The following is a 16682-nucleotide window of genomic DNA, read 5'->3' as shown; positions in this document are numbered from 1 at the left end:
GTTCGTCGTGGGCCTACCCATGGCGGACGGATTGGTTTAGGGGCCACGCAAGAACACGAATCCCAAACCGCCGGTGCGCCGGCAACGGAGAAGCATCATGGCCCGCAGCCATCCGCTCAAACTGTATCGCAATATCGGCATCATGGCCCATATCGACGCCGGTAAGACGACGACGACCGAGCGCATCCTTTATTATACCGGCAAGTCCTACAAGATCGGCGAAGTCCATGACGGCGCCGCCACGATGGACTGGATGGAGCAGGAGCAGGAGCGCGGGATCACGATCACCTCGGCGGCTACGACCTGTTTCTGGAACGGCCACCGCATCAACATCATCGACACCCCCGGCCACGTCGACTTCACGATTGAAGTCGAACGTTCGCTGCGCGTGCTCGACGGCGCGGTTGCCTGCTTCGACGGTGTTGCCGGTGTTGAACCGCAGTCCGAAACCGTGTGGCGTCAGGCGGACAAGTATAAAGTCCCGCGCATGTGCTTCATCAACAAGCTCGATCGCACCGGGGCCGACTTCTATTATTGCGTGCAGTCGATCATCGATCGTCTGGGTGCGCGTCCCGCCGTTCTGTATCTGCCGATCGGCACGGAAAGCGATTTCAAGGGTCTGGTCGATCTGGTCGAAAACCGCGCGATCATCTGGAAGGATGAGTCGCTGGGTGCCGAGTTCTTCTTCGAAGAAATCCCTGCCGACCTGGCTGAAAAAGCCGCGAAATATCGCAGCGACCTCATTGAGCTGGCCGTCGAGCAGGACGATGCCGCGATGGAAGCCTATCTTGACGGCACCGAGCCTGACACGGCGACGCTCAAGGCGCTGATCCGCAAGGGTGCGCTCAACCAGTCGTTTGTGCCAGTCGTTTGCGGTTCGGCGTTCAAGAACAAGGGCGTTCAGCCGCTGCTCGACGCTGTTGTCGACTATATGCCCAGCCCGCTCGACATTGAGGACGTGCAGGGCGTCAAGATGGACAGCAACGAGCCGGACAGCCGTCCCGCGACCGACGACGCGCCGTTCAGCGCGCTGGCGTTCAAGGTGATGAACGATCCGTTCGTGGGCTCGCTCACCTTCATCCGCATCTATTCAGGTACGCTCGTCAAGGGCACCTATCTGAACTCGGTGAAGGACAAGAAGGAAAAGGTCGGGCGTATGCTCGAAATGCACGCCAACGAACGTAAGGATGTTGACGAGGCATTTGCCGGCGACATCATCGCGCTGGCCGGCATGAAGGAAACCACCACCGGCGACACGCTGTGCGCCGAGCGTCAGCCGATCGTGCTGGAGCGGATGGAATTCCCTGAGCCGGTGATTGAACTGTCGGTGGAACCCAAGACCAAGGCGGACCAGGAAAAGATGGGCATCGCGCTCAATCGCCTGTCGGCCGAAGATCCCAGCTTCCGCGTGTCGACCGATCACGAATCGGGCCAGACGATCATCAAGGGCATGGGCGAGCTTCACCTGGAAATTCTGGTCGACCGTATGCGTCGCGAGTTCAAGGTCGAGGCGAATGTCGGTGCGCCACAGGTGGCCTATCGCGAATATCTCGCGAAGAAGGTCGACATCGACTATACCCACAAGAAGCAGTCGGGTGGTTCGGGTCAGTTCGGCCGCATCAAGGCGACCGTCATTCCTGGCGAGCGTGGTTCGGGCTATCAGTTCTTTGACGAGATCAAGGGCGGCAATATTCCCAAGGAATATATCCCCTCGGTCGAAAAGGGCTTCCGTGAAACCGCGCTGACCGGTCAGCTGATTGGCTTCCCGATCATCGACTTTGAAGTCCATCTCTATGACGGCGCCTATCATGACGTCGACTCGTCGGCTCTGGCGTTCGAAATCTGTGCCCGCGGCGCGATGCGCGAAGCGGCGCAGAAGTCGGGCATCAAGCTGCTCGAACCGATCATGAAGGTCGAAGTCGTGACCCCGGAAGACTATCTGGGCGACGTCATCGGCGACATGAACAGCCGTCGTGGCCAGATCCAGGGCACCGACAGCCGCGGCAACGCACAGACCGTCGATGCCATGGTCCCGCTGGCCAACATGTTCGGTTATGTGAATACGCTGCGTTCCTTCACCCAGGGTCGGGCCAGCTATTCCATGTCGTTCTCGCACTATGATGAAGTGCCGCAGAATGTCGCTGACGAGGTGAAGGCCAAGATGGCCTGAAAATCCTGATCCGCCCCGTGCAAACGGGGCGGTTAGGGCTTTCATTATGCGAATTTGCTGCTATGGACGCGCCTTCGCAAGGCGCGGCCGAGCGGTCAAACCCATCGGATTTGATTAGAAGGTAGGATAAAATGGCGAAAGCTAAGTTTGAGCGGACGAAGCCGCATTGCAACATCGGCACCATCGGTCACGTCGACCATGGCAAGACCTCGCTGACCGCAGCGATCACGAAGGTGCTGGCCGAAACCGGCGGCGCGACCTTCACGTCGTATGACAATATCGACAAGGCGCCTGAAGAGCGCGAGCGCGGCATCACCATTTCGACCGCCCACGTCGAGTATGAAACCGAAGCGCGCCACTATGCGCACGTCGACTGCCCCGGTCACGCTGACTATGTGAAGAACATGATCACCGGTGCCGCCCAGATGGACGGCGCGATCCTGGTCGTGTCCGCCACCGACGGTCCGATGCCCCAGACCCGCGAGCACATCCTGCTCGCCCGTCAGGTTGGCGTGCCGCAGATGGTCGTGTTCATGAACAAGGTCGACCTGGTCGACGACGCTGAAATCCTTGAGCTGGTTGAGCTGGAAATCCGCGAACTGCTGTCGTCCTACGACTTCGACGGCGACAACATCCCTATCATTCCGGGTTCGGCGGTTTGCGCCCTCAACGGCACCAACAACGAAATCGGCCATGACGCCGTGCTCAAGCTGATGCAGGCTGTCGACAGCTGGATCCCGCAGCCCGACCGTCCGATCGACAAGCCCTTCCTGATGCCGATCGAGGACGTGTTCTCGATTTCGGGTCGTGGTACGGTCGTGACCGGCCGCGTCGAAACCGGCATCGTCAAGGTTGGTGAAGAAGTCGAGATCGTCGGCATCAAGGACACCCGCAAGACCGTCGTCACCGGCGTTGAAATGTTCCGCAAGCTGCTCGACGAAGGTCGTGCAGGCGACAATATCGGCGCGCTGGTTCGTGGCGTTGGCCGTGAAGACGTTGAGCGTGGCCAGGTTCTCTGCAAGCCCGGCTCGATCAAGCCGCACACCGAGTTCGAATCGGAAGTCTATGTTCTGTCGAAGGAAGAGGGTGGCCGTCACACGCCGTTCTTCGCCAACTACCGTCCGCAGTTCTACTTCCGCACCACCGACGTGACCGGCGAAGTCGTGCTGCCTGAAGGCACCGAGATGGTCATGCCTGGCGACAACGTGAAGCTCGGCGTCAAGCTCATCGCACCGATCGCGATGGAGCAGGGTCTGCGCTTCTCGATCCGCGAAGGCGGCCGGACCGTCGGTTCGGGGGTTGTTTCGGCAGTCACCAAGTAATATAGGCAGCGAGCCGCGCGGATCACCTGATTCGCGCGGCTCGGATTTTAACCGCCTCGGACCGATCCTCGCCGGCTTTGCGCTAGAGGGTCTAAACGGGGCGGTTTGTTTTTTGGCTCTTTCGCATCGGTAGTAGGACATGGACAGCAACATCCGCATTCGCCTCAAGGCGTTCGATCATCGCGTGCTCGATCAGGCGACCGGCGACATCGCCGACACCGCCCGCCGCACCGGCGCCCTCATTCGCGGCCCCATTCCTTTGCCGACGCGCATCGAAAAGTTCACGGTCAACCGTGGCCCGCACGTCGACAAGAAGTCGCGCGAACAGTTCGAAGTCCGCACCTACAAGCGTATGCTTGACATTGTGCAGCCGACGCCGCAGACGGTCGACGCGCTGATGAAGCTGGACCTGGCTGCCGGCGTGAACGTCGAGATCAAACTCGCTTAAGCGGGTTTGCCTTTAGCCCCGGCGAAGGCCGGGGTGGGCAAGCCAGCAAGTCCCTGCTGACCGAAAGGTGAGCAGGGTATCGGGTATTCCGCCCCCCTCCTTCTTTCAGGGAAGGGCGGAAGCTCAAACGACACAAGGGATACCGCGCGGCTTAGGCCGTGGCCCTGGTCCCCCGTCGCTGTTCCCGAATAGGGGGTGGCACCCAACCCAGACGGGGTGATCTACAAGCAAAGGGTTGGCCGCGAAGGAGAAATCCTGAGCGGTTTTTTCGTTGGATACGCCCGCTGGAGTCGTTTTTGAGACTATGGCGGGCCTCTATTGGGAGTATGGATCATGCGCACTGGCGTGATCGCGAAGAAAGTCGGGATGACCCGCCTGTTCCAAGAGGACGGGCGTCACGTTCCGGTTACGGTTCTGGCCCTTGAAGGCAACCAGGTCGTGGCTCGGAAGGATGTGGACAGCGACGGCTATGTAGCCGTGCAGCTGGGTGCCGGCACCGCGAAAGTTAAGAATGTCGCCAAGCCGCAGCGCGGTCACTTCGCCAAGGCGGAAGTGGAGCCTAAGGCACGTCTGGTCGAATTCCGTGTCGCCGAGGATGCACTTCTCGACGTCGGCGCAGAAATCGCCGCTGACCATTTCATCGCCGGCCAGCTGGTCGACGTGGCGGGTCACACCCAGGGTAAGGGCTTTGCCGGCGCTATGAAGCGTTGGGGCTTCGGCGGTATGCGCGCCACCCACGGTGTGTCGATCAGCCATCGTGCCCATGGTTCGACAGGTAACCGCCAGGATCCGGGTCGCGTCTTCAAGAACAAGAAGATGGCCGGTCACATGGGCGATCGTGAACGCACCCAGCAGAATCTGGAAATCGTGCGCACCGACGTCGAGCGTGGCCTGATTTTCGTCAAGGGCAGCGTTCCGGGCGCCAAGGGCACCTGGCTCACCGTCAAGGACGCGGTCAAGGTCGCTCGTCCGGCGGATGCACCCTATCCCGCCAGCCTTAAAAAGGCTGACAACAGCAATGACGCTGCGAACACCCCGGCTGAAGACGCCGTGGCGACCGACGTCACCGAAGGCCAGGAGGGCTAAACCATGAAGGTCAAGGTACAGACCCTCGACGCAGCAGAAGCTGGCGATCTGGAGCTGAACGATGCCGTGTTCGGTATCGAGCCCCGCGCCGACATCCTGCATCGCGTCGTCACCTGGCAGCTCGAAAAGCGTCGCGGCACTGCCCGCGGCACCCGTGAGCGTAGCGATGTTGCCCGCACCGGCAAGAAGTTCGGCCGCCAAAAAGGTGGCGGCACCGCCCGTCACGGCGATCGCCGCGCGCCGGTGTTCATCGGCGGTGGTAAGGCCCACGGTGCCCGTGTCCGTGACTTCAACCCCTCGCTGAACAAGAAGGTTCGCGCGCTGGGTCTGAAGATGGCGCTGTCGTCGAAGGTCAAGGCCGGAACGCTGACGATCATCGACAGCCTGGATGTTGCCGAAGGCAAGACCAAGGCGCTGGTCGCCAGCCTCGCCAAGCTGAACCTCACCAAAGTGCTGTTCATCGACGGTGACGCTGTGAACATCAGCTTTGCCAAGGCATCGGCCAACATCATCGGCGTGGACCTGCTCCCTGCCGTCGGCGCCAATGTCTACGACATATTGAAAGCCGACTCGCTGGTGCTCACACGCGCTGCGGTCGAAAAGCTGGAGGCCCGTTTCAATGGCTAAAAAGCAAGCCGGAACCGTCGACAACCGTCATTATGACGTCGTCGTCGCGCCGCACATCACCGAGAAGTCGACGCTCCTGAGCGAAAACAACGCCGTGGTTTTCAAGGTTGCCAACACCGCGACCAAGCCGGAAATCAAGGCCGCTGTCGAAGCACTGTTCGGCGTGACCGTCAAAGCGGTCAACACGCTGGTGCAGAAGGGCAAGACCAAGCGCTGGAAGGGCAAGCCCTACAAGCGTTCGGACGTCAAGAAGGCGATCGTGACGCTGGCCGAAGGCCAGTCCATCGACGTCACCACCGGTATCTGAGGCGCGGACCATGGCACTCAAGCACTATAACCCGACCAGCCCCGCCCAGCGCGGCCTGATCCTGGTCGACAAGTCGAGCCTGCACAAAGGGAAGCCCGTCAAGGCGCTGACCGAAGGCAAGCGCAAGACCGGTGGCCGCAACAACAAGGGTCATGTGACCTCGCGCGGTATCGGCGGCGGTCACAAGCAGCGCTATCGTATCATCGATTTCAAGCGTCGCTTGTGGGATGTCGAAGGTACGGTCGAGCGTCTGGAATATGACCCCAACCGCACCGCCTTCATCGCGCTGGTCAACTATCCCGACGGCACCCAGGCCTATATCCTGGCGCCGCAGCGTCTGGCGCCTGGTGACAAGGTCATCGCGGCGAAAAAGACCGACGTGAAGCCGGGCAACGCGATGGAACTGGGTCAGATGCCGGTCGGCACGATCATCCACAACATCGAAATGAAGCCAGGCAAGGGCGGTCAGCTCTGCCGTTCGGCAGGCACCTATGCCCAGCTGGTCGGTCGTGACCGCGGCATGGTCATGGTTCGCCTGTCGTCGGGTGAACAGCGCTACATTCGTTCCGATTGCATGGGCACCATCGGTGCCGTCAGCAACCCGGACAATGGCAATACCAACCTCGCCAAGGCAGGCCGCAACCGTTGGAAGGGCATTCGTCCTCTGACCCGCGGTGTTGCCAAGAACCCGGTCGATCACCCGCATGGTGGTGGTGAAGGCCGGACCTCTGGCGGCCGTCATCCGGTCACGCCCTGGGGCAAGCCGACCAAGGGTGCCCGCACCCGCCACAACAAGGCGACGGATAAGATGATTATCCGTAGCCGCCACGCGAAGAAGAAGAGGTAAGCGAGATGGCTCGTTCCGTCTGGAAAGGTCCGTTCGTGGACCTCAGCCTTCTGAAGAAGGCGGAAGCCGCGCAGGACGCGGGTGGCCGTGCGCCGATCAAGACCTGGTCGCGTCGTTCCACCATCCTGCCGCAGTTCGTTGGTCTGACGTTCAACGTCTATAACGGCCGCAAGCATGTTCCGGTCTCCGTGAACGAGGAAATGGTGGGTCACAAGCTGGGCGAATTCGCTCCGACCCGCTTCTTCCCCGGCCACGCTGCCGACAAGAAGGGCAAGCGCTAATGAGCAAGGAAAAAGCTCCGCGTCGCGTCGCCGACAATGAAGCGCTGGCCGTTGGCACGCAGATCCGTGGTTCGGCCCAGAAGCTGAACCTGGTCGCCACGCTCATCCGCGGCCGCAAGGTCGAGGACGCGCTGAACATCCTCGCCTTCTCCAAGAAGGCGATGGCGGTCGACGTGCGCAAGGTGCTGGCTTCGGCCATCGCCAACGCCGAAAACAATCACAATCTGGACGTCGACGCGCTGGTCGTCGCGGAAGCATCGGTAGGCAAGGCGTTCACGCTCAAGCGCTTCCATGCCCGTGGCCGCGGCAAGTCGACCCGGATCCTCAAGCCTTACAGCCGCGTGCGTATCGTCGTGCGTGAAGCTGGCGAAGAAGCGGAGGCGTAAGCACATGGGTCACAAGAGCAATCCGATCGGTCTGCGTCTCCAGATCAACCGTACCTGGGACAGCCGCTGGTTCGCCGAAGGTGCCGACTATGGTCGTCTCCTGCTGGAAGATCTCAAGATCCGCCAGTTCATCTTCAAGAACATGCCGCAGGCCGCGATCTCCAAGGTCGTGATCGAGCGTCCCGCCAAACTGTGCCGCGTGTCGATCTATGCCGCCCGTCCGGGTGTCATCATCGGCAAGAAGGGTGCAGACATTGAAAAGCTTCGCAAGAAGCTGGGTGCGCTGACCTCGTCTGATGTGTCGCTGAACATCGTCGAAATCCGCAAGCCGGAAGTCGACAGCCGTCTCGTCGCGCAGGGCATTGCCGACCAGCTGGAACGCCGCGTGGCATTCCGCCGGGCGATGAAGCGTGCGGTTCAGTCCGCGCTGCGTCTGGGTGCCGAAGGCATCAAGATCACCTGTGGCGGCCGTCTGGGCGGCGCGGAAATCGCGCGCGTCGAATGGTATCGCGAAGGCCGCGTTCCGCTGCACACGCTGCGTGCGAACGTCGACTATGCCGAAGCCACCGCGCATACCGCCTATGGCGTGTGCGGGATCAAGGTGTGGATCTTCAAGGGCGAGATTCTCGGCCATGATCCGTTCGCGACCGACCGGCTCATGCTGGAGGCTCAGACCTCCGGCGTGCGTCCGGCGCGCTGATTTTGAATAGGGTATAGCGTCATGCTGCAACCGAAGAAAATGAAGTTCCGCAAGACCTTCAAGGGCCGGATCAAGGGCGATGCGAAGGGCGGCACTGCGCTGAACTTCGGCGCCTACGGCCTGAAGGCCATGGAGCCGGAACGGATCACCGCGCGCCAGATCGAAGCGGCCCGCCGCGCGATCACGCGCCACATCCGCCGCCAGGGCCGTCTGTGGATCCGCGTGTTCCCCGACGTTCCGGTGACGAAGAAGCCGGCCGAAGTCCGTCAGGGCAAGGGCAAGGGTTCGGTCGAATATTGGGCGGCCCGCGTCGCCCCCGGCCGCATCCTGTTCGAGCTGGACGGCGTGCCCGGTCCGCTCGCAGCTGAGGCTTTCTCGCGTGCCGCGATGAAGCTGCCGATCAAGACGAAGGTTGTCGCCCGCCTCGGCGACACCTCGCATCTGGAGGGCTAAGGTCATGGCGAATGTTGCTGACCTCAAGACCAAGACGGACGACGAGCTGTCGACCGAGCTGAACAACCTGAAGCGCGAGCAGTTCAACCTGCGTTTCCAGGCGGCCACCAACCAGCTGGAAAAGCCCAGCCGGGTCAAGGAAGTCCGCCGGTCGATCGCGCAGATCAAGACCCTGCAGACGGAGCGTAACAGCTCCGCTGCCAAGTAAAGGAACCACACGATGCCCAAGCGCGTGCTGACGGGAACTGTGGTTTCCGACAAGACCGACAAGACGGTGGTCGTTCGCGTGGAGCGCAAGGTAAAGCACGCGCTCTACGGCAAGATCATTCGTCGTTCGAAGAAATATCATGCCCATGACGAGGGCAATGTCTACAAGGAAGGCGAGACGGTCCGCATCGAGGAAACCGCCCCGATTTCCAAGCTCAAGACCTGGAAGGTCATCGAGCGCGTGGACACCCACAAGTCGCCGGAAACGGCGGCCTGAGGGATAGGTCACCGACTCTTTGAGTCTAATTGCGACGCGGGGCTGGCCTTTTCGTTCAGAAGGGGTTACAGGCCCGCGCTTCGCGTATGACTCCAAGGGTCCAGGCACGAAATTCGGAACCGCCGGAATTTTTCCGGTAGGCCAAATAAGAAGGAACCGGATCCATGATCCAGATGCAATCCAATCTTGACGTCGCGGACAACAGCGGCGCCAAGCGCGTCCAGTGCATCAAGGTGCTGGGCGGGTCGAAGCGGCGCTTCGCCGGCGTTGGCGACATCATCGTCGTCTCCGTCAAGGAAGCGGCTCCGCGCGGCAAGGTCAAGAAGGGCGACGTTCACCGCGCCGTCATCGTGCGTACCGCCAAGGACATTCGTCGGGCCGATGGTTCGGTGATCCGTTTCGACGGTAACGCCGCTGTGCTGATCAACAAGAACGAGGAGCCGATCGGCACCCGTATCTTTGGCCCCGTGGTTCGTGAACTGCGTGCCAAGAAGCACATGAAGATCATCAGCCTAGCCCCTGAGGTGCTGTAATGAGCGCTGCTAAGATCAAGAAGGGCGACAAGATTGTCGTCCTGGCTGGCAAGGACAAGGGCCGCACCGGCGCTGTCCTGCAGGTGATGCCCAAGGACGACAAGGTTCTTGTCGAAGGCATCAACGTGCATGTGAAGCATCGCAAGCCCGACCAGTCGAACCCGCAGGGCGGCATCGAGCGCAAGCCTGCGCCGCTCCACATCTCGAACGTGGCGGTCGCCGACAAGGACGGCAAGCCGACCCGCGTTCGTTTCGAGGAGCGCGACGGCAAGAAGGTTCGCGTCGCCGTCAAGTCCGGTGAGGTGCTGTAATGGCCGACATGTATATCCCGCGCTCCAAGGCGCTCTATGACGCCGAGATCATCAAGGCGATGACCGACAAGTTCGGTTACAAGAACGTCATGGAAATCCCCCGGATCGAAAAGATCACGCTCAACATGGGCGTGGGCGAAGCGACCCAGGACAAGAAGAAGGTCACCCAGGCCGCCGAGGAAATGGAACTGATCGCTGGTCAGAAGCCGGTCATCACCAAGGCGAAGAAGTCGATCGCGCAGTTCAAGCTGCGTGAGGGGATGCCGATCGGTGCCAAGGTCACGCTGCGCCGCGAGCGCATGTATGAATTTCTGGATCGCCTGATCAACATCGCGCTCCCCCGCGTGCGCGACTTCCGTGGTCTGAACCCCAAGAGCTTTGACGGCCGTGGCAACTATGCCTTCGGCATCAAGGAACAGATCATCTTCCCGGAGATCAGCTATGACCGCGTCGACAAGGTGCGCGGCATGGACATCATCGTGACCACCACCGCGAAGACGGACGACGAGGCGCGCGAGCTGCTGCGCCTGTTCGGTTTCCCCTTCCCGCAGGAAGAAGAGAAGCAGGCGGCTTAATCGGCCCCGCTTCTCTCCCAACGCATTAGCTAAGGAAGAGAACTTAAGTCATGGCGAAACTGAGTTCGATCAACAAGAATGAACGTCGCAAGAAGCTGGTGAAGAAATATGCCGGCCGTTATGCGAAGCTCAAGACGATCGCAAATGATACCAATGCTGACGACGGTGATCGTTTGATCGCCCGTCTGAAGATGGCGGAAATTCCCCGCAATGGTAACCCCACTCGCGTGCGCAATCGCTGCGAGCTGACCGGTCGCCCGCGCGCTTATTACCGCAAATTCCGGCTCTGCCGTATTCAGCTGCGTGATCTGGCCAACAAGGGCCTGATCCCCGGCGTCACCAAGTCGAGCTGGTAAGGATATCATCTCATGGCATTGACCGATCCCCTGGGTGATATGCTCACCCGCATCCGCAACGGGCAGCAGGCGAAGAAGGACAGCGTTATGTCCCCCGCGTCCAAGCTGCGCGCCCGCGTTCTCGACGTGCTTCAGCGCGAAGGCTATATCCGCGGTTATTCCGAGGAAGCGCTTGGCGCCCACCCCGGCCTGCGCATCGAGCTGAAATATTTTGAAGGCCAGCCGGCCATCAAGCATGTCGCTCGCGTGTCCAAGCCTGGCCGCCGCGTCTATTCGGGTTCCAAGGAACTGCCGGTAGTCCGCAATGGCCTGGGCATCACCATTGTCTCGACGCCCAAGGGTGTTCTGTCCGACGCGGAAGCGCGCGAACAGAATGTCGGCGGCGAAGTGCTGGCGGAGGTGTTCTAATGAGCCGCATCGGTAAAAAACCGGTCGCGATCCCCAATGGGGTGACCGCGACCATCGAGGGCGGGCAGCTCTCGGTGAAGGGCCCCAAGGGCACCCTCGCCATGCCGCTGCGCGACGAGATCAGCTACACGTTGGAAAATGACGGCATTTCGGTGCAGCCAGCCAACAAGACCAAAGCGGCGCGCGCCTTTTGGGGTATGCAGCGTACGCTCGTCCAGAACCTGATCACCGGCGTGACCGAAGGCTTCACCAAGAAGCTGCTGATCACCGGCGTCGGCTACCGCGCCAACTCGCAGGGCAAGAACCTGAAGTTGCAGCTGGGCTACAGCCACGACGTCGATTACGCGATCCCCGAAGGGATCGAGATCAAGACCCCGGATAACACCACGGTCGAGATCATCGGTATCGACAAGCAGAAGGTCGGACAGGTTGCGGCCGAGATCCGTCGCTGGCGTAAGCCCGAACCCTATAAGGGCAAGGGCATCAAGTACGACGGCGAATTCATCTTCCGCAAGGAAGGGAAGAAGAAGTAAGATGGCAAAGCTTTCCCTCTTCGAGCGGCGTCGTCGCCGCGTTCGCACCGCCCTCAAGGCCGTGTCGGGCAATCGCCCGCGTCTGAGCGTTCACCGTTCGGGCCGTCACATCTACGCCCAGGTCATTGATGACGCGGCCGGCACGACCGTCGCCGCCGCCTCGACCCTGGACAAGGACGTGCGCGGCAAGACCGGCGCAACCGCTGATGCGGCTGCCGACGTTGGCAAGCGCGTGGCGGAAGCCGCGACCAAGGCCGGCGTCACCCGCGTCGTGTTCGACCGCGGCGGTTTCCTTTTCCATGGCCGCGTCAAGGCGCTGGCCGATGCGGCCCGTGAAGCCGGGCTGGAGTTCTGAGCATGGCTGACGAAAACACCATTGAAGTCGCTGCGCCCGTCGACGGTGCAGACGCTGCACCGGCCGAAGGTCGCGGTCCTGGCCGCGGTGCCCGTGGCAACCGTGGCGGCGGCGATCGTAACCGTGGCGGCGGCGATCGTGGCGGCCGTGGCCGTCGTGACGATCGTCGTGGCGGCAACCGCGACGAAGATCAGGGCGAAGAACTGATCGAGAAGCTGGTTCACATCAACCGCGTCAGCAAGACCGTCAAAGGCGGCAAGCGCTTCGGTTTCGCCGCTCTGGTCGTCGTTGGCGACGGCAAGGGTCGTGCGGGCTTCGGCCATGGCAAGGCGCGCGAAGTGCCTGAAGCGATCAGCAAGGCGACCGCCGCTGCCAAGAAGGCAATGGTTCGCGTTCCGCTTAAGGAAGGCCGCACGCTGCATCATGATGGCCTTGGCCATTTCGGTGCGGGCAAGGTGACGGTCCGTTCGGCGCCTGCCGGTACGGGTATCATCGCCGGTGGTCCGATGCGCGCCGTGTTCGAAAGCCTGGGCGTTGCGGACGTCGTGACCAAGTCCAACGGCACGTCGAACCCCTATAACATGATCCGGGCGACCTTTGCGGCGCTGGGCGAGCAGACCAGCCCCAAGTCGGTGGCGCAGCGTCGTGGCAAGAAGGTTGCTGACCTGCTTCGTCGCGGTGGTGCCTCGGTCGAGTTGGCCGCTGCCGACGCCGAAGCGATTGCGGAGTAAGCGATATGGCCAAGATCAAGATCAAGCAGATCGGTTCACCGATCCGCCGTCCTGCCGACCAGAAGAAGATTCTGATCGGCCTGGGCCTGGGCAAGATGAACCGCGTGGTGGAACTGGAAGACACGGCGGAAGTCCGCGGTGCCATCCGTAAGCTGCCCCACATGGTGCAAGTGGTCGAAGGCTAAAGTCCTTCGATCCGACGAAATGAAGCGGGAGAGGGGGAAACCCCTCTTTCGTTTTTTCTACAGCTGGGCTATCGGCCCGGCCTCTTTGGTTCCCCACCTGGGGATAGCGCGAACATAGCGAAAGCGAGTGCACGATATGAAACTCAATGACATCCGTGACAATGATGGCGCCCGCAAGGGCCGTATGCGCGTTGGACGCGGCATCGGTTCGGGCAAGGGCAAGACCGCCGGTCGCGGCCAGAAGGGCGCCAAGGCGCGTTCGGGCGTCGCCATCAACGGGTTCGAGGGTGGCCAGATGCCGCTCCACATGCGCATCCCGAAGCGCGGCTTCAACAACATTTTCGCCAGCGATTTTGCGATTGTGAACCTGGGCGCGGTGCAGAAGGCGATCGACGCCGGCAAGCTGGACGCCAACGCGACCATCGACCATGCCGCGCTCAAGGCTGCTTCGCTTGCCCGTGGTGGCAAGGACGGCGTCCGTCTGCTCGCCAAGGGTGAGCTGACCGCCAAGGTCAGCTTCCTGGTCTCCGGTGCGTCGAAGGGCGCGCTGGAAGCGGTCGAAAAGGCCGGTGGCAAGGTCGAGGTGATCGAAGTGGTCGCCGCAGCCGACAAGGCGAAGGCCAAGAAGGGCACCGCGCTCGCCGCTGCCAAGGCTGCCCGGAAGGCCTAAACCGCCGTCCCAGACTTGCATGTATGGCCCCGCTGCCCGATATGGGTCGGCGGGGCTGTGCGTATCTGGGGGGCTATTTGTCGCTTGCGCGGCAACTCCCCATTCGACACGGCTAACCCGTCCCGCTAAGGGATGAGCGATTCCGCTCCGGGGCCATGGCGCTCCGGCACGCATGATTTGAAGGGCAGCCACCATGGCATCGAGAGCCGACCAGCTCGCATCCAATCTCAGCCTCGCGAAATTCAGCCAGGCGACCGACCTCAAGAAGCGCCTGTGGTTTACGCTGGGCGCGCTGATCGTGTTCCGTTTCCTCAGCTTCGTGCCGCTGCCCGGCGTCGATCCGACGGCCCTGTCGCAGCTTTACAGCCAGACGCAGGGCGGCATCCTCGACATCTTCAACACCTTCTCCGGTGGCAGCCTGTCGCGCATGAGCCTGATCGCGCTCGGCGTCATGCCCTATATCACCGCCTCGATCGTGGTGCAGCTGGGCGCGTCGCTGTCGCCCAAGCTGGCGGCGATCAAGAAGGAAGGCGAAAGCGGGCGCAAGAAGCTCAACCAATATACGCGCTATGGCACGGTCGGCCTGACCGCGGTTCAGGGCTATTTCATTGCCGTCGGGCTTGAAGGCTTTGGCGCGCAATCGGGCGTGGCCGCCGTCATCGAACCGGGCATGTTGTTCCGCCTGACCGCCGTGGTCTCGCTGATCGGCGGCACCATGTTCCTGATGTGGCTGGGTGAACAGATCACCTCGCGGGGCATCGGCAATGGCGTGTCGCTCATCATCATGGCGGGCATCGTTGCCCAGTTGCCGGTAACGCTCAGCAACCTGTTCAAGTCGGGCAGCGAAGGCACGATTTCGGGCCTGCTGATCTTCCTGATCATGGTGATGGCGGTCGGCCTGGTCCTTCTGATCTGCTTCATGGAGCGCGCCCAGCGCCGCGTCCTGATCCAATATCCCAAGCGCCAGACGCGCCAGGGCCTGATGCAGGCGGACCGCAGCCATTTGCCGCTCAAGGTCAACACCGCAGGCGTGATCCCGCCGATCTTCGCCAGTTCGCTGCTGCTGATGCCGCTCACCATCTCGCAATTTGCGGGTCAGACCGTGGCCGGTGAGAGCAGGCTGGGCGATTTCGTGCTGACGCTGAACCAGTATCTGTCGCACGGCAGCCCGGTCTATATGGGTCTTTATGGCCTGGGCATCATATTCTTCTGCTTCTTCTACACCGCCGTGGTGTTCAACCCGGAAGAGACGGCTGACAATCTCAAGCGCAATGGCGGCTTCATCCCCGGCATCCGTCCGGGCAAGAATACCGAAAATTACCTGGATTATGTGCTGACGCGCATCACGGTGATTGGCGCGGCCTATCTGGCGTTCATCTGTCTGGTGCCGGAATTCGCCATCGCACGGGCGGGAATTCCATTCTACCTTGGTGGGACTAGCTTGTTGATCGTTGTCAATGTTACGGTCGATACGGTGACCCAGATTCAAAGCCATCTGCTCGCCCATCAATATGGGGATCTGATCAAGAAGGCGAAGCTGAAAGGCCGTATGCGCTGATCGGCGCATAATGGCCAAGGGCGCACAACAGGGGAGAATGCGCGCGATGAACATCATATTGCTTGGCCCTCCGGGCGCTGGCAAGGGGACGCAGGCCAGCCGTCTGGTCGAAAGCCGGGGCATGGTCCAGCTGTCGACTGGCGACATGCTGCGCGCTGCGGTGAAGGCGGGCACGCCCGTTGGACTACAGGCCAAGGCCTTGATGGAAGCCGGCGCGCTGGTGCCGGACGAAGTCGTATCCGGCATCATCGGCGAGGCGCTCGATGCGCTCAGCCCCGACACCGGGGTCATTTTCGACGGCTATCCGCGGACGCAGGCGCAGGCTCATTCGCTCGACGCCATATTGGAGCAGCGCAGCCGTTCGCTCGACCATGTCGTCGAACTGGAAGTCAATGAAGACGCACTGGTCGAACGCATCACTGGCCGCTTCACCTGCGCCAGCTGCGGCGAAGGCTATCACGACACGTTCAAGACGCCCAAGGCCGAAGGCGTCTGCGACAAGTGCGGCGGCACCGAATTCAAGCGTCGTCCCGACGATAATGAGGAAACGGTGCGCACCCGCATGGCCGAATATCGCGCCAAGACCGCGCCAATCCTGCCGATTTACGAAGCGCGCGGCATCGTGTCGCGCGTCGATGGCATGGCGGACATGGACGATGTGAGCGTCGCGATCGCCGCTATCTTGGACGGCGACGCCGCCTGAGCTAGACTGCCCTCCGCACGCAAAGGGGGAGGGCATGATGCGCAGGATTGGACTTTTGGCATGGGCTGGTGCGGCGATGGCTGCACCAGCCCATTCTGCTGTGACGGCGACCAGCGAGATTGGCTTTGCGACGCAAAGCAGCGTCGAGATCGCGGCGGACGCTGGCGCAGTCTATGCGTTGCTTGGCGTTCCCGGTCGCTGGTGGAATGACAGTCACACCTATAGCGGCGATTCGGCCAATATGACGCTGGACCCACGCGCTGGCGGCTGTTTTTGCGAAACGCTCCCCGATCCGTCCGGCAAGCCTGGCAGTATTGAACATGGCCGGGTCATCTATGCCGTGCCGGGCAAACAGTTGCGCCTGTCGGCGGCACTGGGACCGCTTCAGAGCGAAGGCGTCGTTGGCACGCTCGATTTTACGATCCAGCCATCGGGCAAGGGGGTTCAGGTCATCATGACCTATGTGGTGGGGGGCTATCTGCGCGCTGGCCCGGCCGCGATGGCGCCCATCGTCGATCAGGTGCTGAACGAACAGTTGCAAGGCCTGAAACGCGCCGCGGAGGCGCACTGACTCTCCGGCTGATGCGATCCGGCAAGCAATCAGCAACAAAAGAGGGTTAAGACGCGATAGTTAACCACGATGTTAACAGATT

Annotated in this window: 26 protein-coding genes; all 26 read left to right on the top strand. The window is 61.6% G+C overall.

The features are described from left to right. The first annotated feature begins 97 nt into the window (after nucleotides 1-97). The 26 genes from fusA (at nucleotide 98) to D0Z70_RS07870 (ending at nucleotide 16600) form a co-directional block, all read left to right on the top strand. Entirely contained in the window at nucleotides 98-2170 is a 2073-nt protein-coding gene (gene fusA, locus D0Z70_RS07995; RefSeq protein ID WP_119745102.1) for an elongation factor G, read from the top strand. 131 nt (nucleotides 2171-2301) lie between these two features. After that, entirely contained in the window at nucleotides 2302-3492 is a 1191-nt protein-coding gene (gene tuf, locus D0Z70_RS07990; protein ID WP_119745100.1) for an elongation factor Tu, read from the top strand. Nucleotides 3493-3631: 139 nt separating this feature from the next. Further along, on the top strand, nucleotides 3632-3940 hold the full coding sequence (rpsJ, locus tag D0Z70_RS07985; protein WP_006960299.1) for a 30S ribosomal protein S10: 309 nt from the start codon (nucleotides 3632-3634) through the stop codon (nucleotides 3938-3940). Nucleotides 3941-4273: 333 nt separating this feature from the next. After that, nucleotides 4274-5026: a 50S ribosomal protein L3 gene (gene rplC / locus D0Z70_RS07980; RefSeq protein ID WP_119745098.1), complete on the top strand. Its 753-nt coding sequence runs from the start codon at nucleotides 4274-4276 to the stop codon at nucleotides 5024-5026. A gap of 3 nt (nucleotides 5027-5029) precedes the next feature. After that, on the top strand, nucleotides 5030-5653 hold the full coding sequence (gene rplD, locus D0Z70_RS07975; protein ID WP_119745096.1) for a 50S ribosomal protein L4: 624 nt from the start codon (nucleotides 5030-5032) through the stop codon (nucleotides 5651-5653). Beyond that, nucleotides 5646-5960: a 50S ribosomal protein L23 gene (locus D0Z70_RS07970; protein WP_006960305.1), complete on the top strand. Its 315-nt coding sequence runs from the start codon at nucleotides 5646-5648 to the stop codon at nucleotides 5958-5960. Before rplD ends, D0Z70_RS07970 begins: the two co-directional genes overlap by 8 nt. Nucleotides 5961-5970: 10 nt before the next feature. Beyond that, nucleotides 5971-6807: a 50S ribosomal protein L2 gene (rplB, locus tag D0Z70_RS07965; protein WP_119745094.1), complete on the top strand. Its 837-nt coding sequence runs from the start codon at nucleotides 5971-5973 to the stop codon at nucleotides 6805-6807. Nucleotides 6808-6812: 5 nt separating this feature from the next. Beyond that, on the top strand, nucleotides 6813-7088 hold the full coding sequence (rpsS, locus tag D0Z70_RS07960; protein WP_017184033.1) for a 30S ribosomal protein S19: 276 nt from the start codon (nucleotides 6813-6815) through the stop codon (nucleotides 7086-7088). Further along, a complete protein-coding gene (gene rplV, locus D0Z70_RS07955; RefSeq protein WP_006960310.1) occupies nucleotides 7088-7474 on the top strand; it encodes a 50S ribosomal protein L22 in 387 nt (128 codons plus the stop codon). Before rpsS ends, rplV begins: the two co-directional genes overlap by 1 nt. 4 nt (nucleotides 7475-7478) lie before the next feature. After that, nucleotides 7479-8174, top strand: a complete 696-nt coding sequence (gene rpsC, locus D0Z70_RS07950) for a 30S ribosomal protein S3 (RefSeq protein WP_006960312.1) — start codon at nucleotides 7479-7481, stop codon at nucleotides 8172-8174. Between the two features lie 21 nt (nucleotides 8175-8195). After that, a complete protein-coding gene (gene rplP, locus D0Z70_RS07945; RefSeq protein WP_006960313.1) occupies nucleotides 8196-8627 on the top strand; it encodes a 50S ribosomal protein L16 in 432 nt (143 codons plus the stop codon). A gap of 4 nt (nucleotides 8628-8631) precedes the next feature. Further along, the gene (gene rpmC, locus D0Z70_RS07940; protein WP_056691689.1) at nucleotides 8632-8835 is read left to right on the top strand and encodes a 50S ribosomal protein L29; all 204 of its coding nucleotides are present in this window, start codon (nucleotides 8632-8634) and stop codon (nucleotides 8833-8835) included. A gap of 12 nt (nucleotides 8836-8847) precedes the next feature. Next, entirely contained in the window at nucleotides 8848-9111 is a 264-nt protein-coding gene (gene rpsQ / locus D0Z70_RS07935) for a 30S ribosomal protein S17 (protein WP_006960320.1), read from the top strand. Nucleotides 9112-9275: 164 nt separating this feature from the next. Then, nucleotides 9276-9644, top strand: a complete 369-nt coding sequence (rplN, locus tag D0Z70_RS07930; RefSeq protein WP_006960322.1) for a 50S ribosomal protein L14 — start codon at nucleotides 9276-9278, stop codon at nucleotides 9642-9644. Next, nucleotides 9644-9955: a 50S ribosomal protein L24 gene (rplX, locus tag D0Z70_RS07925; protein WP_119745092.1), complete on the top strand. Its 312-nt coding sequence runs from the start codon at nucleotides 9644-9646 to the stop codon at nucleotides 9953-9955. The genes rplN and rplX overlap by 1 nt, the downstream gene beginning before the upstream one ends. Further along, nucleotides 9955-10530 (top strand): 50S ribosomal protein L5, encoded by a 576-nt coding sequence (gene rplE, locus D0Z70_RS07920; protein ID WP_119745091.1) that lies wholly within the window; start codon nucleotides 9955-9957, stop codon nucleotides 10528-10530. Before rplX ends, rplE begins: the two co-directional genes overlap by 1 nt. Before the next feature lie 50 nt (nucleotides 10531-10580). Continuing rightward, on the top strand, nucleotides 10581-10886 hold the full coding sequence (rpsN, locus tag D0Z70_RS07915) for a 30S ribosomal protein S14 (RefSeq protein ID WP_119745090.1): 306 nt from the start codon (nucleotides 10581-10583) through the stop codon (nucleotides 10884-10886). A gap of 12 nt (nucleotides 10887-10898) precedes the next feature. Further along, nucleotides 10899-11294: a 30S ribosomal protein S8 gene (rpsH, locus tag D0Z70_RS07910; protein WP_006960330.1), complete on the top strand. Its 396-nt coding sequence runs from the start codon at nucleotides 10899-10901 to the stop codon at nucleotides 11292-11294. Further along, the gene (rplF, locus tag D0Z70_RS07905; protein ID WP_119745089.1) at nucleotides 11294-11827 is read left to right on the top strand and encodes a 50S ribosomal protein L6; all 534 of its coding nucleotides are present in this window, start codon (nucleotides 11294-11296) and stop codon (nucleotides 11825-11827) included. The genes rpsH and rplF overlap by 1 nt, the downstream gene beginning before the upstream one ends. 1 nt (nucleotide 11828) lies before the next feature. Continuing rightward, entirely contained in the window at nucleotides 11829-12182 is a 354-nt protein-coding gene (gene rplR / locus D0Z70_RS07900; protein ID WP_119745088.1) for a 50S ribosomal protein L18, read from the top strand. Nucleotides 12183-12184: 2 nt separating this feature from the next. Continuing rightward, nucleotides 12185-12913, top strand: coding sequence for a 30S ribosomal protein S5 (gene rpsE, locus D0Z70_RS07895; RefSeq protein WP_119745087.1), 729 nt, complete (start codon nucleotides 12185-12187; stop codon nucleotides 12911-12913). Between the two features lie 5 nt (nucleotides 12914-12918). Continuing rightward, on the top strand, nucleotides 12919-13098 hold the full coding sequence (gene rpmD, locus D0Z70_RS07890) for a 50S ribosomal protein L30 (protein ID WP_119745086.1): 180 nt from the start codon (nucleotides 12919-12921) through the stop codon (nucleotides 13096-13098). A gap of 136 nt (nucleotides 13099-13234) precedes the next feature. After that, nucleotides 13235-13768: a 50S ribosomal protein L15 gene (gene rplO, locus D0Z70_RS07885; protein ID WP_119745085.1), complete on the top strand. Its 534-nt coding sequence runs from the start codon at nucleotides 13235-13237 to the stop codon at nucleotides 13766-13768. Nucleotides 13769-13961: 193 nt separating this feature from the next. Next, complete coding sequence (gene secY, locus D0Z70_RS07880; protein ID WP_119745083.1) at nucleotides 13962-15326, top strand: preprotein translocase subunit SecY; 1365 nt, start codon at nucleotides 13962-13964, stop codon at nucleotides 15324-15326. A gap of 46 nt (nucleotides 15327-15372) precedes the next feature. Then, a complete protein-coding gene (locus D0Z70_RS07875) occupies nucleotides 15373-16029 on the top strand; it encodes an adenylate kinase (protein WP_119745218.1) in 657 nt (218 codons plus the stop codon). A 37-nt stretch (nucleotides 16030-16066) separates the two neighbouring features. Beyond that, nucleotides 16067-16600 carry an ATPase gene (locus D0Z70_RS07870; protein WP_119745216.1) on the top strand — a complete coding sequence of 178 codons (534 nt, stop codon included), beginning with the start codon at nucleotides 16067-16069 and terminating at the stop codon, nucleotides 16598-16600. Nucleotides 16601-16682 lie beyond the last annotated feature (82 nt).

It is taken from the genome of Sphingobium terrigena (assembly GCF_003591655.1).
Taxonomy (GTDB): domain Bacteria; phylum Pseudomonadota; class Alphaproteobacteria; order Sphingomonadales; family Sphingomonadaceae; genus Sphingobium; species Sphingobium terrigena.
The sequence above is the reverse complement of the archived record's forward strand: the minus strand, read 5'-3'. Positions and strand labels throughout refer to the sequence as shown.

Coding starts and splice junctions, on each gene's coding strand:
- rplC (WP_119745098.1), top strand. CDS start 4,274: ATGCGCACTGGCGTGATCGCGAAGAAAGTCGGGATGACCCGCCTGTTC.
- rpsE (WP_119745087.1), top strand. CDS start 12,185: ATGGCTGACGAAAACACCATTGAAGTCGCTGCGCCCGTCGACGGTGCA.
- rpsC (WP_006960312.1), top strand. CDS start 7,479: ATGGGTCACAAGAGCAATCCGATCGGTCTGCGTCTCCAGATCAACCGT.
- rpmD (WP_119745086.1), top strand. CDS start 12,919: ATGGCCAAGATCAAGATCAAGCAGATCGGTTCACCGATCCGCCGTCCT.
- rplE (WP_119745091.1), top strand. CDS start 9,955: ATGGCCGACATGTATATCCCGCGCTCCAAGGCGCTCTATGACGCCGAG.
- rpsH (WP_006960330.1), top strand. CDS start 10,899: ATGGCATTGACCGATCCCCTGGGTGATATGCTCACCCGCATCCGCAAC.
- rplV (WP_006960310.1), top strand. CDS start 7,088: ATGAGCAAGGAAAAAGCTCCGCGTCGCGTCGCCGACAATGAAGCGCTG.
- rpsQ (WP_006960320.1), top strand. CDS start 8,848: ATGCCCAAGCGCGTGCTGACGGGAACTGTGGTTTCCGACAAGACCGAC.
- rplN (WP_006960322.1), top strand. CDS start 9,276: ATGATCCAGATGCAATCCAATCTTGACGTCGCGGACAACAGCGGCGCC.
- rpsJ (WP_006960299.1), top strand. CDS start 3,632: ATGGACAGCAACATCCGCATTCGCCTCAAGGCGTTCGATCATCGCGTG.
- D0Z70_RS07870 (WP_119745216.1), top strand. CDS start 16,067: ATGCGCAGGATTGGACTTTTGGCATGGGCTGGTGCGGCGATGGCTGCA.
- D0Z70_RS07875 (WP_119745218.1), top strand. CDS start 15,373: ATGAACATCATATTGCTTGGCCCTCCGGGCGCTGGCAAGGGGACGCAG.
- rplX (WP_119745092.1), top strand. CDS start 9,644: ATGAGCGCTGCTAAGATCAAGAAGGGCGACAAGATTGTCGTCCTGGCT.
- rpsN (WP_119745090.1), top strand. CDS start 10,581: ATGGCGAAACTGAGTTCGATCAACAAGAATGAACGTCGCAAGAAGCTG.
- rplB (WP_119745094.1), top strand. CDS start 5,971: ATGGCACTCAAGCACTATAACCCGACCAGCCCCGCCCAGCGCGGCCTG.
- rplD (WP_119745096.1), top strand. CDS start 5,030: ATGAAGGTCAAGGTACAGACCCTCGACGCAGCAGAAGCTGGCGATCTG.
- rpsS (WP_017184033.1), top strand. CDS start 6,813: ATGGCTCGTTCCGTCTGGAAAGGTCCGTTCGTGGACCTCAGCCTTCTG.
- fusA (WP_119745102.1), top strand. CDS start 98: ATGGCCCGCAGCCATCCGCTCAAACTGTATCGCAATATCGGCATCATG.
- tuf (WP_119745100.1), top strand. CDS start 2,302: ATGGCGAAAGCTAAGTTTGAGCGGACGAAGCCGCATTGCAACATCGGC.
- rplO (WP_119745085.1), top strand. CDS start 13,235: ATGAAACTCAATGACATCCGTGACAATGATGGCGCCCGCAAGGGCCGT.
- rplR (WP_119745088.1), top strand. CDS start 11,829: ATGGCAAAGCTTTCCCTCTTCGAGCGGCGTCGTCGCCGCGTTCGCACC.
- rplF (WP_119745089.1), top strand. CDS start 11,294: ATGAGCCGCATCGGTAAAAAACCGGTCGCGATCCCCAATGGGGTGACC.
- rplP (WP_006960313.1), top strand. CDS start 8,196: ATGCTGCAACCGAAGAAAATGAAGTTCCGCAAGACCTTCAAGGGCCGG.
- secY (WP_119745083.1), top strand. CDS start 13,962: ATGGCATCGAGAGCCGACCAGCTCGCATCCAATCTCAGCCTCGCGAAA.
- D0Z70_RS07970 (WP_006960305.1), top strand. CDS start 5,646: ATGGCTAAAAAGCAAGCCGGAACCGTCGACAACCGTCATTATGACGTC.
- rpmC (WP_056691689.1), top strand. CDS start 8,632: ATGGCGAATGTTGCTGACCTCAAGACCAAGACGGACGACGAGCTGTCG.